Source organism: Cellulosimicrobium cellulans (assembly GCF_007679345.1).
GTDB lineage: Bacteria > Actinomycetota > Actinomycetes > Actinomycetales > Cellulomonadaceae > Cellulomonas > Cellulomonas cellulans_A.
Map to the genome: position 1 here is coordinate 230,814 of NZ_VEGH01000004.1, position 25,523 is coordinate 256,336.

The 25,523-nt window shown below is 76.2% G+C and carries 28 protein-coding genes and 1 other RNA gene; 16 read left to right on the forward strand and 13 right to left on the reverse strand.

Annotated elements, in window-relative coordinates:
• Nucleotides 1–33: 33 nt before the first annotated feature.
• Nucleotides 34–558, reverse strand: coding sequence for a DUF6328 family protein (locus FS882_RS07440; RefSeq protein WP_158372426.1), 525 nt, complete (start codon nucleotides 556–558; stop codon nucleotides 34–36).
• A 217-nt stretch (nucleotides 559–775) separates the two neighbouring features.
• On the opposite strand from FS882_RS07440, the gene ssrA reads away from it, so the two are divergent.
• Nucleotides 776–1,143: a transfer-messenger RNA gene (ssrA, locus tag FS882_RS07445) on the forward strand.
• Between the two features lie 42 nt (nucleotides 1,144–1,185).
• Here ssrA and FS882_RS07450 read toward each other — a convergent pair.
• Nucleotides 1,186–1,632, reverse strand: coding sequence for a MarR family winged helix-turn-helix transcriptional regulator (locus FS882_RS07450; protein WP_158372427.1), 447 nt, complete (start codon nucleotides 1,630–1,632; stop codon nucleotides 1,186–1,188).
• A gap of 58 nt (nucleotides 1,633–1,690) precedes the next feature.
• On the opposite strand from FS882_RS07450, the gene FS882_RS07455 reads away from it, so the two are divergent.
• Entirely contained in the window at nucleotides 1,691–2,062 is a 372-nt protein-coding gene (locus FS882_RS07455; RefSeq protein ID WP_222848166.1) for a VOC family protein, read from the forward strand.
• A gap of 73 nt (nucleotides 2,063–2,135) precedes the next feature.
• Here the strand turns inward: FS882_RS07455 and FS882_RS07460 are convergent, their stop codons facing one another.
• Nucleotides 2,136–3,458, reverse strand: coding sequence for an ABC transporter substrate-binding protein (locus tag FS882_RS07460; protein ID WP_158372429.1), 1,323 nt, complete (start codon nucleotides 3,456–3,458; stop codon nucleotides 2,136–2,138).
• Nucleotides 3,459–3,536: 78 nt separating this feature from the next.
• Nucleotides 3,537–3,968: a type II toxin-antitoxin system PemK/MazF family toxin gene (locus FS882_RS20900; RefSeq protein WP_187365189.1), complete on the reverse strand. Its 432-nt coding sequence runs from the start codon at nucleotides 3,966–3,968 to the stop codon at nucleotides 3,537–3,539.
• A gap of 170 nt (nucleotides 3,969–4,138) precedes the next feature.
• Between FS882_RS20900 and FS882_RS07470 the strand changes: the two genes are divergently transcribed.
• Nucleotides 4,139–6,820 (forward strand): right-handed parallel beta-helix repeat-containing protein, encoded by a 2,682-nt coding sequence (locus FS882_RS07470; protein WP_187365190.1) that lies wholly within the window; start codon nucleotides 4,139–4,141, stop codon nucleotides 6,818–6,820.
• A 32-nt stretch (nucleotides 6,821–6,852) separates the two neighbouring features.
• Here FS882_RS07470 and FS882_RS07475 read toward each other — a convergent pair whose 3' ends face one another.
• The 4 genes from FS882_RS07475 to FS882_RS07490 are packed head-to-tail and all read right to left on the reverse strand — an operon-like array spanning nucleotide 6,853 to nucleotide 10,673.
• Nucleotides 6,853–7,614: an ABC transporter ATP-binding protein gene (locus FS882_RS07475; RefSeq protein ID WP_158372432.1), complete on the reverse strand. Its 762-nt coding sequence runs from the start codon at nucleotides 7,612–7,614 to the stop codon at nucleotides 6,853–6,855.
• Entirely contained in the window at nucleotides 7,611–8,687 is a 1,077-nt protein-coding gene (locus FS882_RS07480; RefSeq protein ID WP_262348134.1) for an iron chelate uptake ABC transporter family permease subunit, read from the reverse strand. The genes FS882_RS07475 and FS882_RS07480 overlap by 4 nt, the downstream gene beginning before the upstream one ends.
• Nucleotides 8,680–9,672 carry an iron chelate uptake ABC transporter family permease subunit gene (locus FS882_RS07485; protein WP_187365191.1) on the reverse strand — a complete coding sequence of 331 codons (993 nt, stop codon included), beginning with the start codon at nucleotides 9,670–9,672 and terminating at the stop codon, nucleotides 8,680–8,682. Before FS882_RS07485 ends, FS882_RS07480 begins: the two co-directional genes overlap by 8 nt.
• Complete coding sequence (locus FS882_RS07490) at nucleotides 9,669–10,673, reverse strand: siderophore ABC transporter substrate-binding protein (RefSeq protein ID WP_158372433.1); 1,005 nt, start codon at nucleotides 10,671–10,673, stop codon at nucleotides 9,669–9,671. The genes FS882_RS07485 and FS882_RS07490 overlap by 4 nt, the downstream gene beginning before the upstream one ends.
• Nucleotides 10,674–10,787: 114 nt before the next feature.
• Between FS882_RS07490 and FS882_RS07495 the strand changes: the two genes are divergently transcribed.
• A complete protein-coding gene (locus tag FS882_RS07495) occupies nucleotides 10,788–11,546 on the forward strand; it encodes a DUF429 domain-containing protein (protein ID WP_187365192.1) in 759 nt (252 codons plus the stop codon).
• Here the strand turns inward: FS882_RS07495 and FS882_RS07500 are convergent.
• Both FS882_RS07500 and FS882_RS07505 read right to left on the reverse strand, forming a co-directional pair.
• Nucleotides 11,536–12,618: a winged helix DNA-binding domain-containing protein gene (locus tag FS882_RS07500; RefSeq protein WP_158372435.1), complete on the reverse strand. Its 1,083-nt coding sequence runs from the start codon at nucleotides 12,616–12,618 to the stop codon at nucleotides 11,536–11,538. The genes FS882_RS07495 and FS882_RS07500 overlap by 11 nt on opposite strands.
• Nucleotides 12,615–13,988, reverse strand: coding sequence for an FAD-binding oxidoreductase (locus FS882_RS07505; RefSeq protein ID WP_158372436.1), 1,374 nt, complete (start codon nucleotides 13,986–13,988; stop codon nucleotides 12,615–12,617). The genes FS882_RS07500 and FS882_RS07505 overlap by 4 nt, the downstream gene beginning before the upstream one ends.
• A 144-nt stretch (nucleotides 13,989–14,132) precedes the next feature.
• Between FS882_RS07505 and FS882_RS07510 the strand changes: the two genes are divergently transcribed.
• The 5 genes from FS882_RS07510 to FS882_RS07530 all read left to right on the forward strand — a co-directional run bounded on the left by FS882_RS07510 (nucleotide 14,133) and on the right by FS882_RS07530 (nucleotide 16,803).
• Nucleotides 14,133–14,423 (forward strand): DUF1905 domain-containing protein, encoded by a 291-nt coding sequence (locus FS882_RS07510; protein WP_158372437.1) that lies wholly within the window; start codon nucleotides 14,133–14,135, stop codon nucleotides 14,421–14,423.
• A gap of 20 nt (nucleotides 14,424–14,443) precedes the next feature.
• Nucleotides 14,444–14,719 carry a hypothetical protein gene (locus FS882_RS07515; RefSeq protein ID WP_158372438.1) on the forward strand — a complete coding sequence of 92 codons (276 nt, stop codon included), beginning with the start codon at nucleotides 14,444–14,446 and terminating at the stop codon, nucleotides 14,717–14,719.
• A gap of 186 nt (nucleotides 14,720–14,905) precedes the next feature.
• Nucleotides 14,906–15,439, forward strand: coding sequence for an HNH endonuclease signature motif containing protein (locus FS882_RS07520; protein WP_158372439.1), 534 nt, complete (start codon nucleotides 14,906–14,908; stop codon nucleotides 15,437–15,439).
• Between the two features lie 63 nt (nucleotides 15,440–15,502).
• The gene (locus tag FS882_RS07525; protein WP_158372440.1) at nucleotides 15,503–16,438 is read left to right on the forward strand and encodes an aldo/keto reductase family oxidoreductase; all 936 of its coding nucleotides are present in this window, start codon (nucleotides 15,503–15,505) and stop codon (nucleotides 16,436–16,438) included.
• A 62-nt stretch (nucleotides 16,439–16,500) separates the two neighbouring features.
• Complete coding sequence (locus tag FS882_RS07530) at nucleotides 16,501–16,803, forward strand: DUF1905 domain-containing protein (protein WP_158372441.1); 303 nt, start codon at nucleotides 16,501–16,503, stop codon at nucleotides 16,801–16,803.
• Nucleotides 16,804–16,827: 24 nt separating this feature from the next.
• On the opposite strand, the gene FS882_RS07535 is transcribed toward FS882_RS07530, so the two are convergent.
• Nucleotides 16,828–17,175 carry a CBU_0592 family membrane protein gene (locus tag FS882_RS07535; protein WP_187365193.1) on the reverse strand — a complete coding sequence of 116 codons (348 nt, stop codon included), beginning with the start codon at nucleotides 17,173–17,175 and terminating at the stop codon, nucleotides 16,828–16,830.
• Between the two features lie 154 nt (nucleotides 17,176–17,329).
• On the opposite strand from FS882_RS07535, the gene FS882_RS07540 reads away from it, so the two are divergent.
• Both FS882_RS07540 and FS882_RS07545 read left to right on the forward strand, forming a co-directional pair.
• Entirely contained in the window at nucleotides 17,330–18,232 is a 903-nt protein-coding gene (locus tag FS882_RS07540; protein WP_158372442.1) for a LysR family transcriptional regulator, read from the forward strand.
• A gap of 63 nt (nucleotides 18,233–18,295) precedes the next feature.
• A complete protein-coding gene (locus FS882_RS07545; protein ID WP_158372443.1) occupies nucleotides 18,296–19,543 on the forward strand; it encodes an FAD-dependent oxidoreductase in 1,248 nt (415 codons plus the stop codon).
• A 9-nt stretch (nucleotides 19,544–19,552) separates the two neighbouring features.
• On the opposite strand, the gene FS882_RS07550 is transcribed toward FS882_RS07545, so the two are convergent.
• Nucleotides 19,553–19,918: a hypothetical protein gene (locus tag FS882_RS07550; protein WP_158372444.1), complete on the reverse strand. Its 366-nt coding sequence runs from the start codon at nucleotides 19,916–19,918 to the stop codon at nucleotides 19,553–19,555.
• 172 nt (nucleotides 19,919–20,090) lie between these two features.
• Between FS882_RS07550 and FS882_RS07555 the strand changes: the two genes are divergently transcribed.
• The 5 genes from FS882_RS07555 (at nucleotide 20,091) to FS882_RS07575 (ending at nucleotide 24,013) form a co-directional block, all read left to right on the forward strand.
• Nucleotides 20,091–20,963 carry a class I SAM-dependent methyltransferase gene (locus tag FS882_RS07555; protein WP_316043626.1) on the forward strand — a complete coding sequence of 291 codons (873 nt, stop codon included), beginning with the start codon at nucleotides 20,091–20,093 and terminating at the stop codon, nucleotides 20,961–20,963.
• A 68-nt stretch (nucleotides 20,964–21,031) separates the two neighbouring features.
• Nucleotides 21,032–21,454, forward strand: a complete 423-nt coding sequence (locus tag FS882_RS07560; RefSeq protein WP_158372446.1) for a VOC family protein — start codon at nucleotides 21,032–21,034, stop codon at nucleotides 21,452–21,454.
• 62 nt (nucleotides 21,455–21,516) lie between these two features.
• Nucleotides 21,517–23,280, forward strand: coding sequence for a BTAD domain-containing putative transcriptional regulator (locus tag FS882_RS07565; RefSeq protein WP_222848161.1), 1,764 nt, complete (start codon nucleotides 21,517–21,519; stop codon nucleotides 23,278–23,280).
• A 164-nt stretch (nucleotides 23,281–23,444) separates the two neighbouring features.
• Nucleotides 23,445–23,747 (forward strand): BrnT family toxin, encoded by a 303-nt coding sequence (locus tag FS882_RS07570; protein ID WP_158372448.1) that lies wholly within the window; start codon nucleotides 23,445–23,447, stop codon nucleotides 23,745–23,747.
• Nucleotides 23,744–24,013, forward strand: a complete 270-nt coding sequence (locus FS882_RS07575; RefSeq protein ID WP_158372449.1) for a hypothetical protein — start codon at nucleotides 23,744–23,746, stop codon at nucleotides 24,011–24,013. The genes FS882_RS07570 and FS882_RS07575 overlap by 4 nt, the downstream gene beginning before the upstream one ends.
• Before the next feature lie 59 nt (nucleotides 24,014–24,072).
• Here the strand turns inward: FS882_RS07575 and FS882_RS07580 are convergent, their stop codons facing one another.
• Nucleotides 24,073–25,455, reverse strand: coding sequence for an NYN domain-containing protein (locus FS882_RS07580; protein ID WP_158372450.1), 1,383 nt, complete (start codon nucleotides 25,453–25,455; stop codon nucleotides 24,073–24,075).
• Nucleotides 25,456–25,523 lie beyond the last annotated feature (68 nt).

Sequence of the window (25,523 nt, forward strand, 5' to 3'; positions counted from 1 at the left end):
CCGGGCGGTCGCCGGCGTCGCCGGGGGCGCGGCTCAGTCGCCCTCGTGCCGCGCGCGGTGCGACAGGCGCAGCGGCAGCACCAGCCACACGACCGCCAGGCCGGCGAGGGTGGCGCACCCCGCGACCCAGCCGGCGGTCCTGCCCACGACCACGTCGAACAGCAGCAGCGCCGAGCCGGCGAGCACCAGCGCGAGCGCGGCCAGCCCGGTCTGCGCCATCCGGTCCGCGGAGTCGACCAGCTCCCGCTTCAGGTGCCGGCGGAACAGGATCCGGTGCAGCGAGACGGGCGCCACGATGAACCCGGTCGCCGTGACCGCCAGCACCACCAGGACCAGGTAGACGGCCTTCTGGTAGTCGTCGAGGTCCAGGAAGCGCTGCTGGAACGGCACCGTCAGCAGGAAGCCGGTGAGGATCTGCACGCCCGTCTGCGCGACGCGCAGCTCCTGGAGCAGCTCGTTCCAGTTCCGGTCCATCCGCTCCGTCGGGGTCTCGTGGCGGCCGTCGCGCGGGTCGGCGTCGCGGTCCTCGGGGCGGGTGGTGTCGGCGTGCTGCGGCATGGTCGGTCCTTCACGTCGTGCGCTCCGCGCGGGTGCTCCGCGGCGTCTGGGCCGATGGTGCCGCGACCGGTCGCACCCCGCAGGTCGAGCGGGTGCGGCGTCGGGAATCACGGTGCGGCCCCCCGTGTTGGACACGTATGCTGGACCTGCTGCGGTCGGCGGCCGGGAGCCCCACGGGGTGAGCGGACGGCGGCGGCGGCGATTGACAACTCCACATGGGGGTGATCGGTTTCGACGGTGATCGTCGAGCCAGGAGAAGCGGGCCGAGGACACACGGTTATCTCGCTAACGCTCCGTGTAAACCCATAGGTGCCGATAACAAGCGCACCGACTTCGCCCTCGCCGCCTGAGCGAGCCTCGAAGTCCGTCAGCCTGAGCTAGCTTCCGACTCAGATCCTGGCGTCATCTAGGGAGCCACTGCTCGCAGTCCTCGTCACCGGGGCTGCGGGGACTTTCAGGTGACTGAGCCCGTCCGCGACTCGTCTGCGTGATCGCGGGGGCTGAGAAAAGCAGCTGCAGACTGCGCCCGGAGAAGCCCTGGTTCCACGTCATCGGACGCGGGTTCGATTCCCGCCACCTCCACCACCGAGAGGCCCGTCCCCGTCCTGGGGGCGGGCCTCTCGCGCGTCATGCGTCGGCGAGCAGCGCGTCCCGGCTCGCGAGCAGCGCGTCCCGCAGCGCCGTGCGCTGCGCGGGGTCGAGCCCGGCGAGCATCCGGGCGGTGACACCGGCGACGCGGTCCTGGGCCGCGGCGAGCGCGTCGGTTCCGGCCGCCGTCAGCACGGTGGCCCGCTCCCGGCGCGGTCCGGGCTCGTCCGCCCGTTCGACGAGCCCGTGCCGCTCCAGTCCCTGCACCAGCACGTTCATCGACTGCCGGGAGACGAACGTCCTCCGGGCGAGCTCGGAGCCGGTGACGCCGGGCTGCGCGTGCAGGGTGCTCAGGCAGGCGTACTGCGACACCGTCAGCCCGAGCGGCCGCAGCACCTCGTCCATCCGCTGGTTCAGCGCGGCCTGGGTGGCCTTGAGCAGGATGCCGAGCTCCTGGGCGAGCGCGGCGTCGGCGGCGTCATTCATGTCAACATCTTGACACAGCTCGCCAGGTCAGTGTCAGGATGTTGACATGAACTCCTCGATCCCCGGCACGTCCGGACCCGACTTCGTCTCCTTCCAGGTGCGCGACCTCGCCGCCTCCGCCGACTTCTACGAACGGCTCGTCGGGCTCACCCGGCTCCCGGCGCCGAACCCGCAGGCCGTCGTCTTCTCCGACGGCGCCGCCTCCTTCGCGGTGCGGGTGCCGTTCCCCGGCGTCGACCTCGACGCGGTCGGCGCGCTCGGCGCGGGCGTGGGGGTGTGGTTCCACCACCCGGACGCGGCGGCGCTGCACGACCGGCTCGTCGAGGCCGGCGTGGTGGTCGTGCAGCCGCCGTCCGAGACCCCGTTCGGGACGACGTTCGCGTTCCGCGACCCCGACGGCTACGTGGTGACGATCCACTCGCGGGCCTGACCGCGCGCCGGCGCCGCGCCCCTCCGGTGAAGGGTCGACCCGGCACGTCCACGGCGTGCCCGGCCAGCCCTCCTCACGCGCCCGCGGCCACCTCGGACAGCGACGCCAGCACCTGGTCGAGCGTCCGCGGGTCCTGCACCAGCGCGCCCATCGCCGCGGTCCACGCCGCCTGCACCGGCACGGGCATCGCGTCCCCGGCCCCGAACCGCACGACGGTGGCACGGGCCAGGTGCTGCGCGACCGACCGCGCCACGTCGTCCGGGTAGGCCGTGGCCGGCACGGCGGTGTTCACCGCGGTGTACCCGCCGAGCCCGGCCCACCTCGCCTGCGCGTCCGGGCCGGTCAGGTAGCCCACGAACGACCGCGACGCCGGGGTGTCGCGCAGGACGACGACGAGGTCCGCACCCACCGTGACCGCGTCCGCGAGCGCGGGGTCGACCGGGGGGAACGGGAACCAGTCGTACCCCTCGCCGGGGACCAGGTCGGGGGCCGCCTCGGCCAGGAACGCCTGCGCGAACGACGCCATCGGGTACGCGTACGCCCCCGGCGGGTCGGCGAGCAGCGGCAGCACGCCCTCGGCGTCGCCCGTGGTGAGGATGCCGCGGGTCCCGCCGGCCACCCGGCCCGGCGCGGTGACCAGGTCCAGGTACCGGTCGAACGCGCCGCGGACGCACGCCTCGGTCCACGGCACCTCGCCGGCGACCCAGCCGTCGTAGACCGCCGGCCCGCAGGAGCCCAGCACGAGCGAGGCGACCCCGTCGGTCAGCGCCCAGCCGCTGGCCGGGCCGCGGGGTGCGACGACGGACAGCGGCGTGCTGCCGTCCGCCACCACCCGGTCGGCCAGCGCGACGAGGTCGTCCCAGGTCGCGGGCACGGCGTACCCCGCCGCCGCGAACGCCGCCGGGGAGTACCAGACGGTCGACCGGTCGGTGGCCTTGACGGGGAGCGCGTACAGCGTGCCGTCGACGCTGCCGAGCGCCGTCCACGCCGCCGGGTAGTCGCGGGCGACGGTCGTCGGGTCGAGGACGTCGTCGAGCGGGACCAGCGCGCCGTCGCCGGCGAGGTCGCGCAGCAGCCCCGGGTTCGGCAGCACGGCCACGTCGGGCGGCGCCCCGCCGGCGAGCGCGGCGGCGAGGTCGCCCGCGAGGTCCCGGGACCCGGTCCAGGCGACGGCCGCACCCGTGGCGCGCTCCCACGCCGCGGCGACGGTGCCGAACGCCTCGCGCTCGGGACCGCTCCACAGGCCGAGGACCGACACGACGGCACGGTCGAGGCCCGGGGTCGCCGACGTGGCCGGCGGCTGCGAGGTCGGGCCGGGTCCTGTCGGCCCGGTGCACGCCGCGGCGGACGCCACCAGCAGCGCCGCCGCCAGGGCGGCCGCGCGGCGCAGGGTCATCGTCGCCTCCCGCGCCGGGTCCGCCCACGGGTCCCGACGCCCCGCAGGCTACGCGCGGCGGTCGCGCGGCACCCCGGCTCACCCCCGGCCGCGCGCCGCGTCCTCGTACCAGCGCAGCCACGCCGCTCCGGCGTCCCCGGTGCGCCGGCGCAGCGCGGTCCGCCGCAGCTCCATCGGCCGCCGGTCCACCCAGCCGCGCCGGTCCAGCCCCGGCAGCGTCTGCGGCGACCGGGCGTAGCCGTCGCGCCCGTCCTGGTCCCGCGAGGTCAGCCGGACCACCGTGCACCGCCGGCCGCGGGTCGACAGCACCACGACCGGCCGGTCCTTCGCCCCGGTCCCGTCCCGGAACGGCACCATCGCGAACCACACGTCGCCGCGGCGCGCCCGCGGTGCGCCGGCGCGGCCGAGCAGCCGCAGCGCGAGGACCGCCGCGCCGACGACCAGGACCAGCAGCCACGGGCGGTCGGCGACGAGGTCGGCGAGAACGCCGGGGACGAGCTGGTCGGTCATGCAGGGGAGTGTCGCAGGCCGATGCCCCCGGTCTCGCGCAGCGGTGCGGCGAGCAGCCCGGCGTTGACGGCCGCCGGGGCGCCTCGCTAGGTTCTCAGGAACCGGTTTCCCGTCCCGGACGGGGCACAGCCGCACACCGGGTCCACGACGACGTCGTCGAAGGAGCACGCGTGCGCGCCGCCCGTCCCCGTCCCACCCCGCCCGCCCTCGGGGCCGCCGTGCTCGCCGCGGTGCTCGCGTGCGCGCCGGCCGCCGCCGCCGCACCTCCGCCCGACGACCCGGAACCACGCGCATGGCGCTCCGCCTTCGTCGGCAACGTCTCGGGCTCGGGCGCCGACGCCGGGTCGATCGAGGTCCTCGACGACGGGGCGGTGCGCCTGACCTCGGTCGACGGCAAGATCGCCGAGTCCGAGGACGGGTTCGTCTACCACTACACCGAGATCGACCCGGCGACGGAGAACTTCACGCTCACCGCGACGTTCCACGTCGACGACGCCTCCGCGGTGGACAACCAGAGCGGCTACGGCGTGATCGCCCTCGACACGTTCGTGCCGGGCAGCAAGGGTGCGCGGTACTTCAACTCGGCCGCGGCCGCGTTCGCCCGGCAGACCGACCCGGAGACCGGGCAGTTCCGGTACGGCACGGCCGGTGGCCGGTTCGTCTCCGGCTACACCGAGGCGCCCGACGTCGCGTCCACCGCCCGTTCTGTGCGGGACTCCGCCGCGTTCGACTGGGGATTCCGCTCCGACCTCGTCACCGAGCAGAACGCCAACCCGCCCAAGATCCTGACCGGGGACACCTTCACGCTCACGCTGCGGCGCTCGAACACCGGCTTCCACGCCTGGCTGGGCGACGGGGTCGACCGCCAGGTGATCGCGTACGACCCGGCGATGCTGCTGCAGCAGACCGACGACGCGATGACGGTCGGGGTCTTCGCGGGGCGCAAGATCCAGGTGACCGTCACGGACCTGAGCCTGACGACCGTGCACCCGGACGACGACGACCCGGCGGTGCCCCGCCCGGTCACGCTGCTGGAGCCCGCCCTGGCGCTCGACTCGGCCACCACGACCCCGTCGCGGGACTACGCGCCGGGGTTCACGTCGAACGTCCGTGGCGCGGTGCACGTGCGGGACGCGGCCGGCGCCGTGCTGGGCGGTCCGGTGCCGGTCGCCCCGGGCGTCCCCGCCCGCGTGCCCCTGCACCTGCCGGACGGGAGGTCCGCCCTCACCGCCGTGCTCCAGCCCGCGCCGGAGGCCGAGCAGGAGCTCGACGAGCACGTCCGGCTGGCGTCGGCCGACCCGGTGCCGCTGGACGTCACGTTCGAGGTCCGGCGCTACGGGGTGCCCGGCGACGCGCTGCACGTCGCGCCCACGGTGCCCGCGGACGTCGCGGACGGCGGGGTCGCCGGCTCGCCCGACGGCACGGGCACCCGGGCGGCCCCGCTCGACCTCGCCACCGCCCTCGCGTTCGCCCAGCCCGGGCAGCAGGTCGTGCTGCGCGGCGGCACGTACCGCCCCGAGCGCGCGGTGGTGATCCCCCGCGGGCGCGACGGGACCGCCGACGCGCGCATCCTGCTCACCTCGGCGCCGGGCGAGCACGTGGTGGTCGACCTGTCGGGCTCGCCCGACGGCGGGTTCGTGCTCCGCGGCGACTTCTGGCACGTCCACGACCTCGAGGTGACGGGCGCGCGGGGCCGGCAGAAGGCGTTCTCGGTCATGGGCCACGACAACGTCGTCGAGCGGCTGCACACCCACCACAACGGCAACACCGGGCTGCAGATCTCCGGCGACGACACCGAGCCGCGGTCGATGTGGCCGGCGCGGAACCTCGTGCTGTCCAGCGTGTCGCACCACAACGCCGACCCGGAGCGCAACGACGCCGACGGGTTCGCCGCCAAGCTCACCGTCGGCGAGGGCAACGTGTTCCGGTACTGCATCGCGCACCACAACGTGGACGACGGGTTCGACCTGTACGCCAAGTCCACCCTCGGGCCGCACGGGCCGGTGGCGATCGAGCACTCGGTCGCCTACCGGAACGGCTACCTGACCGACGACCCGGCGGAGGTCTCGGGCCAGAGCGGCAAGGGCTTCAAGCTCGGCGGCGAGTCGATCCCGCTGGGCAACGTGCTGACGAACTCCGTGGCCTACGGGAACGTCACCCAGGGGGTGTCGAGCAACTCCAGCCCCGACAGCACCGTGCGCGGGGTCACGACGTACGCCAACGAGCAGAACAACCTGACGCTGTCCACGACCACGCACCCCGTGACCGACTACCGGGTCACCGGGTTCCTCTCGGCCGGACCGCGCGGCGCCGACCAGATCAGCCTCCGCGACCAGGCGGACACGATCCGGACGGACCCGAGCAACTACCTGGACGGCACCAACGCGCTCGGGGTGCCGGTGCAGGACGACTGGTTCGTCAGCCTGGACACGTCGGTGGCGCCGACCGTCGCGGCCGACGGCAGCATCGACATGCACGGGCTGCTGGAGCTCACGTCGGCGGCCCCGGCGGGCACCGGCGCGCGGCTCGCGCCGAACCCGGACCCGACCGAGATCGTCCTCGGCCCGGAGCCGGAGCCGGGGTCGGGCGCGGAGCCGGGGCCGGGGGCGCCGGGCGGGGAGGCGGAGCCCGGCGCGCCGGGCGGCGGGGCCGAGCCCGGAGAGCCGGCGCCACCGCCCGGTGCCGGCGGGACCCAGGTCCCCGGGGGCGCCGACCCGGCCCCCCGGACCGCGAGCTCCGGGCCGCTCGCGACGACCGGGGCGCGACCCGGCGCGGTGGCGGTGCTCGCGGTGCTGCTCGCGCTCGGGGGCGGCGGTGCCGTCCTGGTCGGGCGCCGGCGTCCCGCGGCGTAGGACCGGAGGACCCGCCGGGCCGGCCCGCGGCGTCACGCCCGGTAGTACACCGCCAGCGGGTACCCCGGTCCCTCGACGACGGTCACCGGCGTCGCGAACACGTCCGACAGCACCGCGTCCGTCATCACCTCCCGCGGGGTCCCGACGTACCGCACCCGCCCCTCGGTCATCGCCACCACCCGGTCCGCGTACGCCGAGGCGAAGTTGATGTCGTGCACGACCAGCACCACGGTCTTGCCGAGCTCGTCGGCGGCGCGGCGGAGGCGGGCCATCATCGCGACGGCGTGCTGCATGTCGAGGTTGTTGAGCGGCTCGTCCAGCAGCACGTACTCGGTGTCCTGGGCGAGCACCATCGCCACGTAGGCGCGCTGCCGCTGGCCGCCGGACAGCTCGTCGAGGTACCGCTGCTGCAGGTCGGTGAGGTCGAGGAAGTCCAGCGCGGTGTCGACCGCCGCCTCGTCGTCGGTGGTGAGCCGGCCCTGCGAGTGCGGGAACCGGCCCAGCCGCACGAGCTGACGCACGGTGAGCCGGGCGACGAAGTGGTTCTCCTGCCGGAGGATCGCGAGCCGCCTCGCGAGGTCGCGGGGCCGGGCGGTGACGACGTCGAGGCCCCCGACGGTCACCCGGCCGGTGTCGGCGCCGAGCAGGCGCCCGACGATCGTCAGCATGGTCGACTTGCCCGCGCCGTTCGGGCCGACGAGGGCGGTGACCCCGCCCGTGGGGATCTCGAGGTCGACCGGCCCGAGGGCGTGGACGTCCCCGTAGGTCTTGGCGACGCCGTCGAGGGTGATCACCGCAGGCCCTTCCGGAGCAGGTGGACGAGGAACACGAGCCCGCCGCCGAGCTCGATGATGACCGAGACCAGCCCGGCCGCGTAGAACACGTGCCGCAGCACGACGTAGGCGAGCAGCAGGGTGGCGCACGCGACGGCGACGACCATCGGCAGGGTCTGCGCGTGCCTGCTGGTGCCGACGACCTGGTAGGTGAGCATCGCGACGACGAAGCCGAAGAACGTCATGGGGCCGACCATCGACGTGGACACCGAGATGAGCACGGCGACCAGGACCAGCGTCAGCAGAACCTCGCGCTGGTGCCGGACGCCGAGGCTGGTGGCCGTCTCGCGGCCGAGGGCCACGACGTCGAGCACGTGCCGCCGCCGCCACAGCACCGTGCCGACCGCGACGCAGACCAGCGCGCCCCAGGGCAGGTAGGAGGCGTCCGAGACGCTGATGTTCCCGAACAGCCGCGCGGACAGGATGTCGAACTCGCTCGGGGTGAGCAGCCGCTGCATGAACGTCGAGAGCGACCCGAAGCCCATGCCGAGGACGACGCCCACGAGCAGCAGCAGGTGCAGGTCCGCCTTCGTCCCGGTGAACAGCCAGCCGTAGAGCAGCGACGCGACCCCGACCATGACGAGGCTCTGCAGCGCGATCTTGCCGAGGCCGTCGGTGGCCGCGAGCGTGCCGGCGCCGAACAGGAACACCAGCCCGGTCTGGATGACCCGGTACATCGCGTCGAACCCGAGGATCGACGGCGTGAGGATGCGGTTGTTCGTCACCGTGTGGAACACGACCGTCGCGACGCCCTGGCAGAACGCGACCACGAGGATCGTCCCGACGGAGGCGAACCGGCTGCGCACGATGACCCAGAACCCCGACGAGCCGGGCGCGGCGGGGTTGCCGTACGTGAGGATCGCGACGGCGGCGGCGAGGGCCGTCATCGCGACGACGGCGAGCCGGAAGCCGTACGAGCCGGTCACGGCGCGGGCCCGCGCGGCCGCGGTGCGCCCCCGGGACCCGGACCCGCCCGGCGGCGCGGACACCCCGGCCGGAGCGCTCGACGGCGACGTCGTCGCCGCCTCAGCCACGGCGCCGCACCCGCAGGACCAGGGCGACGAACGCGGCCGCGCCCACCAGGCCGAGGATCATCGCGACCGGCACCTCGAACGGCATCCGCACGGTCCGGCCCGCGATGTCGCACGCGGTGACGAGCGCGACCCCGCCCAGGCACACCCACGGGAGGTTCGACCGCAGGTCGTCACCGCGCAGCAGGGACACCACGTTCGGCACGACGAGCCCGAGGAACGGCAGGAAGCCGACGACGACGGTCGTGACGCCGGCGGCCACGGCGACCAGCGCGGTCCCGACCAGGATCAGCCGGTCGTAGCGGAGCCCCAGGCCGGTCGCGACGTCCCGGCCGAGTCCGGCGACGGTGAGCCGGTCGGCGAGGACGAAGATGGCGACGCACACGGCGGCGACCACCCACAGCACCTCGTACTGCCCGCGGACCACGCTGGTGAAGCTGCCCATGAACCAGGTGCCGAGCAGCTGCAGGTAGTTCGTCGAGATCGCGATCAGGGTGGTGAGCGAGCTGACGACGGCGCCGAGCATGATCCCGACTACCGGCACGACGAGCGTCGAGCGCACCTGCACCCGGCGCAGCACGGCCAGGAAGACCATCGTCCCGGCGAAGGCCGCGAGGCTCGCGAGCGCCATCCGGGTCGCGATGCCCGCACCGGGCAGCAGGATCACCGAGAGGAGCAGGCCGAGCGCCGCCCACTCGCTCGTACCGCTGGTGGTGGGCTCGACGAACCGGTTCTGGGTGAGCTGCTGCAGCACCAGGCCGCTGACCGCCATCGCGCTGCCGGCCAGCACCAGCGCGAGCGTGCGGGGGACGCGGGTGATCAGGAACATCTCGGCGCCGCCGTCGGCGCGCAGGTCGTACACGCCGACGAACAGGGAGAGCACCACGAGGGCGAGCGTGATCCCGCCCGCGACGAGCAGCGGCGCGGGGGAGCGCCGCCCCGGGCGGGTGCCCGGGGCGGCGTCCGCCGCGGGGGGTGCGAGCGTCACGCGGCGCCGGCGAACGCCTGCGCCACCTGCTCGTACAGCGCGGTGTAGGCCTGGATGTCCTCGGTCAGGTAGAAGTCCGGGTCGAGGTAGATCACCTGGTCCTGCGCGACGGCGGTGACGCCCTGCAGCGCCTCGGAGCCGCCGATGAGCTCGGCCGCCGGGCGGTACTCGCCCTCGCCGACGCCCGCGCCGTCGCGGTCGAGCACGACGATCCAGTCCGGGTTCGCCGCGGCGATCGCCTCGACGCTGATGTCGTCGCCGTGCGAGGTGTCCTCGGCCGCCTGCTCGATGGCGGGCTGCAGGCCGAGCGTCGGGAACAGCGTGCCGATGCTGCGGCCGGTGACCGGCGCGCTGTAGGAGATCTCGCCGCCGGAGGTGATCAGGCCGACGACGGTGCTCTCGCCGTCGTACGCGGCGGCCGCGTCGGCGACGGCCTGCTCGTAGTCCGCGACGATCTGCGCGGCCTCGTCCTCGCGGTCGAAGATCTGGCCCAGGGCCTCGACCTGGCGGACGAGCTCGTCGGACTGGTCCTCGCCCTCGCGCGGGTGCAGCTCGACCACGACCGCGTCGGGGTTCTGGGCCACGATGTCGTCGTAGCTGTCCGAGAACCGGTAGCCGCCGATGACCAGGTCGGGCTCGGCGGCGACGATCGACTCCAGGTTCGGCTCGCGGTGCGTGCCGACGTCCAGGACGGACCCGTCCTCGGTGTACTCCGGCCACAGGTCGTCGCCCATGAGCCCCTTCGGCGCGGCGACGAGCGGGACGTCCCAGGCCGACAGCGTCTCGAAGACGTGGTTGTCCAGTGCGACGACGCGCTCCGGGCGGACGGGGACCTCGACGCTGCCGTGGTTGTCCTCGATCGTGACGGTGCTCGCGGCCGCGGTGGTGTCCGCGTCGGCGGCCGGTGAGTCCGCGTCGGCGGTCCCGCCGCAGGCGGCGAGGGCGAGGGCGAGCGGGGCCGCCGTGAGGAGGGCGGCGAACCGGCGGGTGCGCGTGGGCATGGGTGTGGCTCCTCGATGGAGTCGGTGAACGGGAAGCTGCGGCCGAAGTAAGGTGAACCTATCCTTACTCGTGCCTGTCACGTCAACCTCGGTCCGAGGGGCAGACTGGCGCGCGTGACGACCTCCGCGCTGCACGTCGGCCTCGACCTCGCGTGGTCCACGGGCGTCACCGGTCTGGCGGTCGTCGACGACGCCGGCCGCCTGCTCGGCTCGGGGTCGTGCCGCACCGACGACGAGATCGCGGCCTGGCTGGGCCGCCTCGACGGCCCGGTCGCGGTGGTCGGCGTCGACGCCCCGCTCGTCGTGCCGAACGCGACGGGGCAGCGGGAGGCCGAGCGGGCGATCGGGCGCGCGTTCGGCGCGTACGGTGCCTCGGCCCACACGGCCAACCGGAGCACCTTCGGCGGAGCGGACCCGCGCGCGTGGCGGCTGGCCGAGCGGTTCGGCTGGGCGGTCGACCCGGCGACGCCGGTGGGCGCGGGCCGCACGGTCTGCCTCGAGGTGTACCCGCACCCCGCGCTGGTCGCCCTGTTCGGGCTGCCGTACCGGCTGGACTACAAGAAGGGCCCGCGGGAGCGGCGGCGGGCCGGGTTCGCCGCGCTCGTCGGGCACCTGGAGTCGGTGCCGGAGCTGCGGGTGGGGGAGAGCCCGCGGTGGGCGCGCCTGCGCGCGGTCGTCGCGGACCCGGGGCCGGGCGACCTCGACCGGGTGGAGGACGAGCTCGACGCGGTGCTGTGCGCGCACCTCGCGTGGCTGTGGCACCACCGCCCCGGCGTGCTCGTGGTCTACGGGTCCGCGGACGCCGGGTACGTCGTCGCGCCGCCGCCGCCCGCGCACCCGGCGGTGCGCCCGCCCCGCCCTCTCATCGGGTGATCGTCACCGCGGGGTCGAGGTCGAGGAACGCCGCCATCCGCGCCGCCTCCGCCAGCACGTCGTCCTCGGCCCCGGGCGGCAGGGGCGCGAGGGGGTGCACGGCGAGCGCGCCGTCGTCGACCGTCCACGTCGCGGCGACGAAGCCGTCGACCAGCACCGTCGCGTGCACCATCGAGTAGCCCGGCATCACCGTCGTCCGGAACGGCTCGGGCAGCACCCGGGTGCGGTCGCGGTGGCCGAGGACGGCGTCGTCGAACGCCCCGAGCAGCCGCACGGGCACCGGCGCGTCCTCGTCGACCAGCGCGCCGTCGACGACGTCGAGCAGCTCGGCGCCGTCCGGGCCGCGGTAGGTCCGGAGCCCGTCGCGCAGGTCCTCGACCACCGGCCGCAGCCGGGTCAGGCCGGTGAACGCCTGCAGGTCCATGACGGACGCCGGGCCGAACGCCGCGAGGTACCGGCGCACGAGCGCGGGCAGATCCGGGTCCCGCATCGGCGCGCCGAGCCACGCCGCCGCGTCGGCGACCCGGATCGACCGCCGGCTCCACCAGGACCCGAACGCCGAGGTCGCCGGGCCGTGCACCACGGGCGTCAGCGACTCGACCGCCGCCGCGAGCACCGCGGCCCGCCGACCGGGCCAGCGGGCGGCGAGCGCGGCCCCGAGGTCGCGCCGCGGCACGAGGTCGTCGCCCAGGACGTCCCGGGCGAGCGCGACCAGCTCCGCCGGGTCGATCCCGCCGGTCTGGTCGCGGTAGTACGGCGCCCGGGACAGGCGGTCGAGGACCGGCGCGACGGTCGGGCGCAGCCACCGGTAGTCGTCGGCCGTCACCAGGTGCTGGGTCCCGCGCAGCAGCGGGCCGCGCACCAGAGCCCGCGCCTCGACCGCGGCCTCGACGTCGGCGCGGGTGAGGCCGGCGACCCGCGACCACAGCGCGGCGAACACCCAGTTCGGCTCCTGCGCCTGCACCGCCAGCAGCCGCGCGACCGCGTCGGCGACGGGGACGTCGGCGCGCGCATCGAGCAGCTGGCGGCGCAGCAGGGTGCGGTTCAGCGCCCGCAGCGAGAGCGCGCTCACCCGGCCGGCGGCACGTTCTGGTTCCGGCGGAAGAGGTTCGCGGGGTCGTAGACCGCCTTGACCGCCGCCAGCCGGTCCCAGGTCGCGCCGGGGTACGCCGCCCGCACGCGATCGGGCCCCTCGTCGCCGAGGAAGTTCACGTACGCGCCCGCGTCGCCCTGGTCGAGCAGGGCGACCGTGCCGTCGACCCACGCGGTGCGGGCGGCCCGGTCCTCGGGGCCGGTGACGAACGCGGCGACGTTCCCCATCAGGCGGCTCGACCGGTGCGCGAACGCGGTGGCGTCCGCCGGCACCCGCCCGATCGCCCCGCCGAGGGCGCGCAGCTGGACGACCCGCATCCCGTCGAGCTGCCCGAGCCTCTCGACGACGGCCTCCGCCAGCGGCAGGTCGACGTCGTCCAGCAGGAGCGTGCGGGCGACCGCGGTCGGGTGGTACTCCGGGTCGCCGGGCGGGAACAGCTCGGGGTAGGCGACCGGCCGGACCAGGTCGGCGACCGGCTCGGCGAGCGCGCGGACCGGCGCGAGCGCGGCGTCGGCGGCTTCCGCCGGCCCGGACCAGCAGACCAGCGCCATCACCGACAGCACGCCGTGCCGCTCCGCGGGGACGAACGGCAGCGGCGGGCACGGCATCACGTTCAGGATCGCGGTGAGCTCGTCCGGCCCGTCCCGCAGGGCCGCGACGAACCCGGCGAGCACCGCCGGCGTCGCGGGGAGCAGCAGCATCCCGCCGGTCACGCCGTCGAGCGGGTGCAGCCGGAACCGCAGCCGGGTCACGACCCCGAAGTTCCCGCCACCTCCGCGCAGCGCCCAGAACAGGTCCGGGTGCTGGTCGGCGTCCGCGCGCACCACCCGGCCGTCCGCCAGCACCACGTCGGCGGCCAGCAGGTTGTCGACCGTGAGGCCGTGCGAGCGGGACAGGAAGCCGACCCCGCCGCCCAGCGTGATGCCCGAGACGCCGACGGAGCCCGTGTCGCCGAACCCGACCGCGAGCCCGTGCGCCGCCGTGGCGGCCGTCGTCTCGCCGGCGGTCGCGCCGGCCTGGACCCACGCGGTGCGGTCCGCGGCGTCCACCTCGACCGCGCGCATGTCGCGCAGGTCGATCACCAGGCCGTCGTCCACCGTGCCGTGGCCGGCGCCGCTGTGCCCGCCGCTGCGCACCGCGAGCGGCAGGCCGGTGTCCCGGGCGAACGCGACCGCCGCGACCACGTCCGCGTCGTCGTGCGGGCGGGCGATCACGGCGGGGCGCGGGTCGACGCCGCCGAGGACGACCACCCGGAGGGCGTCGTAGTCCGGGTCGCCCGGCACCACGACGCGGCCCGAGAACCGGGCGCGCAGGCCGTCGACGTCCTGGGTGCTCACCGATGCGGTCATGCGGGCGCTCCTTCGCGCTGCGGCTGGTGCGGCGGTGGGACGCCTCCCAGCGTTCTCCGGTGGTGGGGCGGCAGCAAGGGGTTTGCCGAGATGGATCGGGGCCGGGGTCTGCCGTGCGGGGGAGGGCGTCCGTACGCTGGCGCGATGGACCTGCGGTTCCGGGGCGAGATCATCCACTGGCGGGGGCCCGCGCCGTACCACTACGTCGCCGTGCCCGAGCCGGAGGCCGACGAGCTCCGCGCCGCGTCGTCCCTGGTCTCCTACGGCTGGGGCGTGATCCCGGTCGCGGTGACGCTCGGCGGGACCCGGTGGACGACGTCGCTGTTCCCGAAGGACGGCGGGTACCTCGTGCCGATCAAGGACGCGGTGCGGCGGGCCGAGGCCGTCGACCTGGGGGACGAGGTGGACCTGCGCGTCTCCGTCGCGGTGCGGTGAACGTCGGGGAGGATCGCGTGGTGACCGTTCCCGCGCCGCCCCCGTCCCGCTCCCGCCGGGTGCCCTGGCCGTGGCTCGTCGCGGGGGCGGGCGTCGTGCTGACCGTCCTCGGCGTGTGGCTGCTGACCCGCCCGCAGGCCGGTTGGTTCGCGTACGCGCCGCTGAGCGACGCGACCTACGCCCCGCCGCGACCCTCGTGGGCCGGGATCGTCGCGCTCGGCGCCGGGTGCGCGGCCTGGGGCGGGACGCTGGGGCACCTGCTGGCGCGACGGGCGACGGGCCGCCGGGGGGCGTGAGATCGCCGCGCGGGTCGTGAGGCCGCCGGGCGCGGACCGGCTCGCGGGTGCTGCGGAGTCGCGCCCGGACGGGCGGCCCGGCCGCCGCGCGGCACGGAACCGACCACAGGCGCCGGGGGCGTGCGTCGTCCCCGGGGCCGGTCTCGCGGGCCGGGCCGTGTCGGTGGCCGTCGGTAGGGTCTTCTTATGGCTGACTTGCAGCGATGCACCGACGGCGACGTGGTCGCCGCCGTCGTCCTGCCGGTCTACGGGCCCGACGGGACGTGCCTGACCGACTTCGGACCGGACCCCGTGGTGGCGGCCGGTGGGTCCCCGCGGACGGGTGACCTGCGGGAGGCGGAGGCGATCGCGTCCTGCCCGCCGGGGCCGGAGCTGGACGCGTGGCTGCGGGGGCTGGACCTGACCCGCGACCGCGCCTGCTCGTTCCCCGGGTGCACCGTCCCGGCCCGCCGCGCCGACCTGGACCACACCGTCGAGTACCACCCGCCGCCCGGCGCGCCCCCGGACGCACCCCTGGGCCGCACCGACGCGGACAACCTCGGACCCGCCTGTCACCGCCACCACCGCCTCAAGACCGACGGCGGCTTCCGGCTGCGTCAGATCCGGCCCGGGCTGTTCGAGTGGATCACCCCGACCGGGCACCGGTACCTGGTGCGCCCCGGCACCGGGCGGACCCACGACGCGACCGCCGACGCGCACGACGACCCGCCGCCGTTCTAGGCTCGATCCGAGCGCCGCGGCTCCGGCCGGGCCTCGTCGTCACCGCCGACCCGAGGGACCAGCATGAAGACGTTCACCCTGCCCGGAACCGACATCGTCGCGCCGAACGTGATCCTCGGCCTGATGCGCATCCAGCAGAAGTCCGACGACGAGGTCCGCGAGCTCGTCCGCACCGCGCGGGACGCGGGGATCGCGTTCGTCGACCACGCCGCCGTCTACGGCGACGAGAAGCACGGCTGCGAGGCCCGGTTCGCCGAGGCGCTCGACCTGACGCCTTCCCAGCGCGACGAGTTCGTCATCCAGACGAAGGCCGGGATCATCAAGGACGGCCCGTACTTCGACTTCTCGTACGAGGAGATCGTGTCCTCGGTCGAGGGCTCCCTGCGTGCCCTGCGCACCGACCACGTCGACATCCTGCTGCTGCACCGCCCGGACGCCCTGGTCGAGCCGGACGAGGTCGCGCGGGCGTTCGACGAGCTGTCCGCCGCCGGCAAGGTGCGCGCGTTCGGCGTCTCGAACCACACGCCGCAGCAGATCGAGCTGCTCAAGCGGTCGGTCCAGCAGCCGCTGGTGGTCAACCAGCTGCAGCTGAGCATCACGCACGCGCCGCTGGTCGCCCAGGGCGTCGCCGCGAACATGGCGGCGCTCGACCAGTCGATCTCCCGGGACAACGGCCTGCTCGACTACTGCCGGCTGCACGACATCACCGTGCAGGCGTGGTCGCCGTTCCAGAAGGGGTTCTTCGACGGGGTGTTCCTCGGCGACCGGGAGACCTACCCGGAGCTGAACGACGTGCTCGACCGGCTCGCCGAGAAGTACGGCGTGACCCCGACCGGTATCGCGGTCGCCTGGATCACCCGGCACCCGGCGCAGATGCAGGTCGTGCTCGGGACGACGACGCCGTCCCGGGTGACCGAGTCGGCGGCGGGGTCGGAGGTGCCGCTCACGCGGGCGGAGTGGTACGAGCTGTACCGCGCGGCGGGCCACACGGTGCCGTGACCCACGGGCCCGGTGCTGCCGCACCACCGTCGCGTGTCGGCGGGGTGCGGCAGCATCGGGGCATGACCTTCGACTTCGAGGCCCCGCTCTGGCTGTGGGAGGCCCGCCGCGCCGAGCGCTGGACCTTCGTCAGCGTCCCGGAGGACGCCTCCGACGAGATCCTCGAACGGGCGGGCGCGTTCGCGCGCGGGTTCGGGTCGCTGCGCGTCGAGGTCACCGTCGGTGGCACGACCTGGCGGACGTCGATCTTCCCGGACGGCGGGAAGCGGGCCTACTCGCTGCCGATCAAGAAGGCCGTGCGCGCCGCGGAGGGCCTGGAGGTCGGCGAGTCGGTGCGGGTCCGGCTGCGGGTGCTCGACGTCTGAGTGCGCAGGCCCCGCTGCAGGGCGTCAGGCCGCGAGGTCGACCACCCGCGCCGGCACCGGCTCGACCGCGACGGCCGGCACCTCGGCGACCTGGGCCGCGGCGCGCTCCGCGGCCTCGCGCTGCCGCTGCCGCCGGGCCTTCAGCACCACGGAGACGGCGTGCGCGCCGACGACGGCCCACACGGCGTTGGTGACCACCGACGGCCACACCCCGCTGCTCGCGGCGACCAGGCCCATGAAGAGCCCCGACACGACGTTGGCGAGCTGGTAGCGCCCGGACGTGGGCGCCCACTTCCCGCGGGTGACGAGGACGTAGGCGACGAGGCACGTGACCGCGCCGACCCAGCCGAGCGCGGTGACGAGAGCGGACACGGGCGTACTCCTGGCAAGGCAGAGGGGTGGGTGGAGGGCCGGCAGCGCGGGGTCCCGCGGTTCGCCGGCAGCAGAATCATGCGGCCTGATCGGGTTCAGCACAATCGAATGATGTTGCGACAGGGGTGCAGCAGAACTGAATTAGGATGAAACGGTGCCGACCGACCCGCGCCGCCTCGCCGTCCTGCTCGCCGTGCACCGTGCCGGCGGGGTGCTCGCCGCCGCCGACCTGCTGCACGTGACCCCGTCCGCAGTGTCCCAGCAGATCGCCCGGCTCGAGTCGGAGGAGGGGGTCGCGGTGCTCGACCGCAACCCCCGCGGCGCGACCCTGACGGCCGCCGGCCGGATCCTCGCGGAGGCCGCGGAGCGCATCGAGTCCGAGCTCGTCGAGGCGCGCAAGTCGCTCGCGGAGCTCGGTGGCGAGCTGTCCGGCCGGGTGACGGTCGCGGCGTTCCAGACCGCCATCCGCGCCGTGATCGCCCCGGCGTTCGCCGTCGTGGCGGAGCACCACCCCGGCATCGAGCTGCTGATCGAGGAGCGCGAGCAGGGGGAGTCGATGCGCCGGCTGCGCGAGGGCGACGCGGACATCGTGCTGCTGGAGCGGGACGAGGACGCGGACACGCACGTGCCGCGCGGGCAGCGCGACGTGGTGCTGCTGGAGGAGCCGTGGCGGCTGGTGCTGCCGGGGGCGGTCGCGACGCCGACGCAGCTGTCCGACCTGGCGGGCGTGACCTGGCTCGCGGCGGAGCCGCAGACCGCCGCGGCGCGGGCGATGGGCCGGGTCACCGCGGCGCTCGGGCCGGTGATCTCGCGGCACCTGTACTACGACTTCGACGTCGCGCTCGCGCTCGTGGCCGCGGGGCAGGGCGTCGCGCTGCTGCCGGCGCTGGCGCTGCAGGGCGAGCTGCCGGACGGGGTCACGGTGGCGACGGTGCCGGGCCTCGGGTCGCGGCGGCTCGTCGCCCGGCACCGCGCGACGCGGCGCGAGCCCGGCCCGGCGGTGGTGGCGGTCATCGACGAGCTGCTCGCGGTGGCGTCGGGCATCGACCCGGTCTGACGAGCCGCGGGGCCCGTCCCGCCCGCCGGGCGCCCCGCCCACCGGCCACCTAGGCTCCGGCGCATGGACTGCGACGTCGTGGTGGTCGGGGCCGGGCTGGCCGGGCTGACCTGCGCACGGACCCTGCACGCGCGCGGGCTGGACGTCCGCGTGCTCGAGGCGGGTGCGGCCGTGGGCGGGCGGGTGCGCAGCGAGCAGGTCGACGGGTTCACGCTCGACCGCGGGTTCCAGGTGATCAACCCGGCCTACCCGGCGCTGCGCGACGTCGTGGACGTGGCCGCCCTCCGGCTGCAGCCGTTCCTGCCCGGTGTCGCCGTGCGGCGGGACGACGGCCTGGCGGTGCTGGCGGACCCGCGGCGAGCGCCGGCGCGGCTGCGCGAGACGCTCGGCAGCGGCTACGTCCGGGTGGGGGAGCTCGCGGCGCTCGCGCGCTGGGCGGCGCCGGCGCTGGGGTCGGTGCGCGCGCTGGAGACCGGGCCGGACGCCACGCTCGCGGAGTCGCTGACCGCGGCGGGGGTCGACGGCCCGCTGCGGCACGAGGTGCTGGAGCCGTTCCTCGCGGGGGTGCTGGCCGACGAGTCGGGCGCGACGTCCGCGACGTTCGCCCGGCTGGTGGTGCGGTCGATGCTGCGGGGGACGCCGGGCCTGCCGGTCGGGGGCGCGGGCGCGCTCCCCGCGCTGCTCGCGGACGGCCTGCCGCACGTGGCGACCGGCGCGCGGGTCGGCGCGGTCGAGCGGGTCGACGGCGGCCGGGCGGTGCTGGTCGAGGGCAGCCGGGTGCGGGCGCGGGCCGTGGTCGTCGCCGCGGACCCGGTCACGGCGGCCGCGCTCGCCGGGGTCGACGCGCCGCCGATGCGCGGGCTCACGACGACCTGGTGGGCGGCCGAGGGCATCCCGCGGGTGGACGCGGTCGTGGTCGACGGCCGGCGGCGCGGGCCGGTGGTGGACGCGGCGCTGATCTCCGCGGCCGCTCCGTCGTACGCCCCGGCGGGCGCGCAGCTGGTCCAGGCGACGTCGGTGCTGCCGTCGGGCCCGTGGGAGGCCGCCGCCCGCCCCGATCCCGTGGAGGTGCGGCGCCAGGCGGGGGAGATGCTCGGCGTCGACCCGCGGGGCTGGCGCGAGCTCGCGACGCACGAGATCGCGCACGCGCTCCCCGCGGCGCCGCCGCCGCTGCGGGTGCGGCAGCCGGTCGACCTGGGGGACGGGCTGTACGTGTGCGGCGACCACCGGGACACGCCCTCGCAGCAGGGCGCGATCGCGTCGGGCCGGCGGGCGGCGCGGGCGGTGGCGCGGCGGCTGCTCGGCGCGTGACGCGCGACCTCATCGCCACCCGATCGTCGCGTCGCCACCGGACCGGTCGGGGTGCGGCGCGACGATCGGGTGGGGATCCGGGGCGGAGCGGGCCGGCACGCGCGGGTGCGGGGACACGAACACGAACCGGCGCTGCACCTGGAAGCTCGCCAGGTACAGCACGACCTCGGTCGCGACCTTCGCCAGCAGCAGGCCGACGCCGAGGCCCGTGAGCGCCGAGAGCAGCAGGGCGAACCGGTCGAGGGCCCAGGCGGAGCCGCCGCCGACGGCGAGCAGCAGGACCAGGGTCGAGACGAGCAGACTGCGGCGCAGGCGCCGCCGGCGCGGTCGGTCGGCGGGTGCGCCGCCGGGTCGGGTGCGGGGGTTCCGGGTCATGCGCACAGGTCTACGGAGCCCGCTCAGGACGGCCCGGTGCGGGCGCTGTGCGGGGCGTGTGAGGCGACGCGCGCGGGGTCACACGCCCGCGCACACGCCCCCGGGGTTCCGTGGTCCGCATCCGGGCGCCGGGACAGGACCGGCGCCCCAGGGCGAGGAGCAGGTGGACGAGATGATGACGATCATCGGGGGAGCGCGCGCGACGGAGGACCCGGCCGTGGCGTCCCTGAAGCAGCGGCACCGGGCGATGTGGGCGCTGGGCGACTACCCGGCGGTGGCGGCCGAGGTCGTGGGTGACCTCGGTCCGGTGCTGGTCGACGCGGTCGGCGTGCACGCGGGGGACCGGGTGCTCGACGTGGCCGCCGGCACGGGCAACGCGGCGGTGCCCGCCGCGCTGGCCGGCGGGCGGGTGGTGGCCGCGGACCTGACGCCGGCGCTGCTCGACGCCGGCCGCCGGGCGGCCGAGGCGAGCGGGGTCGCGCTGGACTGGCGGGAGGCGGACGCGGAGGCGCTGCCCTTCGCGGCCGGGTCGTTCGACGTGGTGACGTCGTGCATCGGCGTGATGTTCGCGCCGCGGCACGCGGTCGCCGCCGCGGAGCTGCTCCGGGTCTGCCGCCCCGGCGGGCGGGTCGGGCTGCTCTCGTGGACGCCGGCCGGGTTCATCGGCCGGCTGTTCGCGACGATGAAGCCGTACCTGCCGGCACCGCCGCCCGGGGTCCAGCCGCCGCCGCTGTGGGGCGACGAGGCGCACGTGCGGGGTCTGCTCGGCGACGGCGTGACCGGCGTGCGGGTCGAGCGGCGGGTGCTGACCGTCGACGCGTTCGCGGGGCCGGAGGCGTTCCGCGACTACTTCGCGGCCCGGTACGGGCCGACCATCGCCGCGTACCGGGCCGTGGCCGACGACCCGGACCGCACGGCCGCCCTCGACGCGGACCTGGTCGAGCTGGCCCGGCGGTCCGTCCGCCCGGGCACCGGCGGCCGCGTGGTGATGGACTGGGAGTACCTGCTGCTGACCGCGCGGCGCACGGGTGACGGCGTGTCTTGACGGCGGCGGGGCAGCGGCGGCAGTGTGAGCCAGGTCACATCAGATCGTCCTGGAGCAGGTGACCGCCGATGCCCACGCGCCTCAACCCGTACCTCGGCTTCCGTGACACGGCGCGGGAGGCGATGGAGTTCTACCGGTCCGTCTTCGGCGGCGAGCTCACCGTCAGCACGTTCGGCGACTTCCAGGCGAGCGACGACCCCGCCGAGAAGGACAAGGTCATGCACTCCCAGCTCGAGACCCCGGGCGGGCTCGTGCTCATGGCGGCCGACACCCCGAACGCCATGCCGTACACCCCCGGCGACAACTTCTCGGTGTCGCTCAGCGGGGGGCCCGACGCGGAGGCCGAGCTCCGGGGGTACTGGGAGAAGCTGTCCGACGGCGGGAACGTCGTCGAACCCCTCGCCACGGCGCCGTGGGGCGACTCGTTCGGGATGGTGACCGACAAGTTCGGCACGATGTGGCTCGTGAACATCGCGGGGAACGCGGGCTGACGCCGGCGGCCGTCGCCCTGCTCGGCCCGCCGGCGATCCGGCGGGACGGGCGGGGCGACCCTGTGCCCGCCCCGCGCGGCAGCAAGGCCTGGCTGCTGCTCGCGTACCTGGTGCTGGCCGGCCGGGGCGTGCCGCGCAGCCGGCTCACCGGCCTGCTCGTGGACGACGCGGACGACCCGGGCGCCGCGCTGCGGTGGAACCTGTCCCAGCTCCGCCGGGCGCTCGACGGCGTCGCGGACCTGGCCGGCGACCCGCTGGTGCTGGACCTGCGGCCCGGCACGGTCGTGGACGTCCGCGTGCTGGCGTCCGGGGCGTGGGCGCAGGCGCTCGCGCTGCCCGGCTTCGGCGGCGCCCTCCTCGAGGGGGTCACCCCGCGGGGGAGTGCCGCGCTCGAGCTGTGGCTCGCGGCCGAGCGCGAGCGGGTCGCCGGCCTGACCGCCGCCATCCTGCACGAGGCCGCGCACGCCCGGCTCGCGCGGGGGGACGCGGACGGGGCGGTCACGCTCGCGGGCCGGCTCGTCGCGGCCGAGCCGCTGGCGGAGCGCGGGCACGAGCTGTGGGTGCGGGCGCTGGTCGCCGCCGGGCACCCGGTCCAGGCCCGGCGCCGGGCGGCGGAGTGCCGGGCGCTGTTCCGACGGGAGCTCGGTGTGGAGCCCTCGCCGAGCGTGGCGGCGGCGCTGCGGGGCCGGCAGGTGGTGGCCGGCGGCGTCGCGGGCGCCCGGCCGGCGGTGTCGGCCGCCGCCGTCGACGCCGCGGTCGAGGGCGGTGAGGGTGCCGCGCACGTCGGGGCGTACGAGCGCGCGATCGACCTGCTGCGCGACGCCGTGGACGGCGCGCGCGGCCTCGGCGACGACGCGCGGCTCGCGGTGGCCCTCGGCGCGCTGGGCCGGGTCCTGGTGCACGGGGTGCGCGGCAGCGACGAGGAGGCGGTGGCGGTGCTGCACGAGGCGCTGGTCGCGGCCCGCCGGTGCGGCGCCGCCGACGTCGCGGCCCGGGCGGCGCTGGAGCTCGGGCACGTGGAGACGCTGCGCGGGCGGTACCCGCGGGCGGCCGTGTGGTGGGGACGGGCGCGGGACCTCGGCGGCGACGACGCGCGGCTGCGCGCCTGGGTGGGGGTGTTCGACGGCATCGGGCGCTGCGACCAGGCCGACTACGCGGGCGCCGCGGCGGTCCTCGGTGCGGCCGCCGAGGACGCCCGGTCGGCCGGCGACGTGCGGGCCGAGGCGTACGCGCTCACCGCGCTCGGCAGGCTCCACGTGCTGCGCGACGAGCCCGGCCCGGCGCTCGCGGCCCTGGACCGCGCGTGCGCCGTCGCGCGGGACCTCGGCTGGACGTCGTTCCTCCCGTTCCCCCGGTCGCAGCGGGCCGAGGTGCTGCTCCGGGCGGGCGACCTGGCCGGTGCGGAGGACGGCTTCGAGGGCGCGTACGCCCTCGCCTGCCAGGTCGGGGACCCGTGCTGGGAGGGCTACGCCCTGCGCGGCCGGGGGCTGCTCGCGGTCGCCCGGGGCGACGACGCCGCCGCCCTGGACCTGCTGCTGGCCGCGCCGGGGGCGTGCCGCCGGCAGCGCGACGCGCACGACTGGGTCGAGGCGCACTGCCTGGACGCGCTGTGCGGCTTCGCGGTGCCGCGGGCCCTGCCCGGCGCGGCGGGCTGGGTCGAGGACCTGGAGGCGTTCGCGGCGCGCCGGGGGATGCGCGAGCTCGTCGCCCGGGCGGGGCGCCACCGCGCGGGGCTGGGTCAGCCGGGGGCGGCGGAGCACGCGGCGGCCCTGGCCGCGGCGATCGACAACCCGGCCCTGGCGGACGGGGCGCCGACCCGGGCGTGACGGCCGGGTCGGGTCCGGGAGCGCGTCCTGAGCCCGGGCGACGACGCCCCACCGCGACGACCACAGGCCGTCCGGGCGTGTCGCGTCCCCAGGTCGCGCGCCTCGGCGGGGCCGGCCGGGCGTCCGCCCATCTAGCGTCGCCACCTCCGGATCGGGGGGTGTCGATGGACGACAATGTGCGTTACATTCGGTGGACCATCGTGGAGCTGGCGTGGACCCGGGAGGCCGAGGACCACATCGCCCGGCACGGCGTCGAGCCGCGCGACGTCGAGGACGTGCTGGGCGGTCGGCACTGGCGCGCCCGTGGCCGCTCCGGCACCACGCTCGTGTACGGGCGGAACCGCGGCGGCCGGTCGCTGCTCGTCGTGCTCGCCCCCGGGCGGGGCGGCGCGGCCGGCGTCGTGACCGCGCGCGACCTCACCCCTGGGGAGCGTCGCACGCTGCGACGGAGGGAGGCAGGACGATGACCGAGAACCTGCGGCGCCTGCGCCGGCACTACGACCGCGCCGACACGAGCGCCGAGCTCGCGACCGCGGAGCTCGTCGAGCCCGGCGAGAACCGGATGGTCGGCATCACCATCCGGCTCCCGCAGTCCACGCTCGACGCGGCGCGCGCGGTGGCCGACGAGGAGGGGTCAAGGTCACCGCGCTCCTGCGCGAGTGGGTGGAGCAGCGGCTCGCCGAGCGGGTGGACGACGCGTCGGTCGTGGCGGTGGCCGACCTGCGCCGGCTGATCGCGCGCGCGGGGCGACGGAGCCCCGGCTGAGCGCGGACCAGCCGGCGCCGGTGGGGCTCAGTCGTCCAGGTCGTCCAGGAGGCCGCCGCCGACCCAGTCGTCGATGGCGATCTCGTCGGCCTCGGTGAGCTCCATCCGCGCGCCGCGGCACAGCCCGACGACGTTGTCCGCCCACGCCTCCGCCACGTCCACGGCGGTGACCGTCTCGTCCAGCTCGAGGCCGACGTAGAGCACCCCCGAGATGACGGTGTTCACGGTCGACCGGCCCACCGCGGCGCCCGCCGCCTGGCAGGCGTCGCGGACCCGGCGGGCGGTGGCGGTGCGCTCGAACGGGTGCGCCCGCACGTCGTCGGCGAGGGCGGTGAGCAGGACGCGGTAGTTGTCGCGGCTCAGCCCGGGGGTGTCGGTGACCGAGACGACCTGGCGCTGCAGCGCCGACGCGTCGGTGCCCGCGGGGCCCTCCGCCGCGGCGCCGGGCAGGTCGGCCTCGCCGAACCGCTTCGGGTCCCAGACGTACCCCGGCGACGGCCGCGCGGCCACGCCCAGCTCGGGCACGGCCTCGCCCAGCCAGGGCAGGAAGCCACCGGTCCCGGCCCAGCGGGTGCTGGGCAGCGTCGGGTCGGCCTTCTGCGCGGCCTGCGCGACGGCGCCGGTCGGCACGGGGCGGTCGGCGGACCGGACGCGCTGCAGCACGGCCCGGCGCGCCGCGAGGGAGCCGGGGGAGCCCGTCGCGGGGTTCGGCTCGTCGCGGCGCGCGCCGCCGCGGGACCCGGAGCCCGCAGCGGCGGGCTCGGGCGCGGCCGCCGCGGACGCCGCCGCGGGCTCCGGCTCGGCCGCGGCGGCGGGCTGCTCGGGCGCCGGCGCGACCTCCGTGGCCTCGGCGGCACCCTGCCCGGCGGTCACGAGCTCCGCCAGGTCGTCGGCCGTGATGACGGTGTCCGCGACGGCCCGGTACGCGCTCGCGGCCGGGCTCGCGGTGATGATCGTGACCCGCCGGTCGGCGGCGCGGCAGCGCTGCACGAGCGGCGTGAAGTCGGCGTCGGCGGACACGATGACGAACTCGTCGTACCGGGTGTCCGCGTCCAGCGCGTCGACGGCGTCGAGCACGAGGTTGATGTCCGCGCTGCTCTTGCCCTGCTGGGTCAGCGACGGGCAGTCGACGACCTGGAACCCGGCCCGCGTGAAGTTGGGCCGGAACCGGCTGAACACGGACGGGTTGAGGTAGCAGGCACGCACGAGGAACCGGCGGGTGAAGTCGCCGTCCGCGTCGCTCCCGCTCTCCAGCTCGGACAGCCAGTGCCCCGGGTCGGTGGCGAACGCCTCCGCGGCGTCCGGGTCCAGGCGGCGCAGGCCGATGTAGACGTTGTCGAAGTCCACGAACATGGCCGTGCGCAGGCGGCGCGGCGTGTCGAGGCGGCTGGGGTCCAGGGCTGACGTCACGCGGCCATCCTGCCGCGAAACCCGCCCGGCCGCTGCGCTCGTACACTGTCCCGGTGCCGAGCGGGACC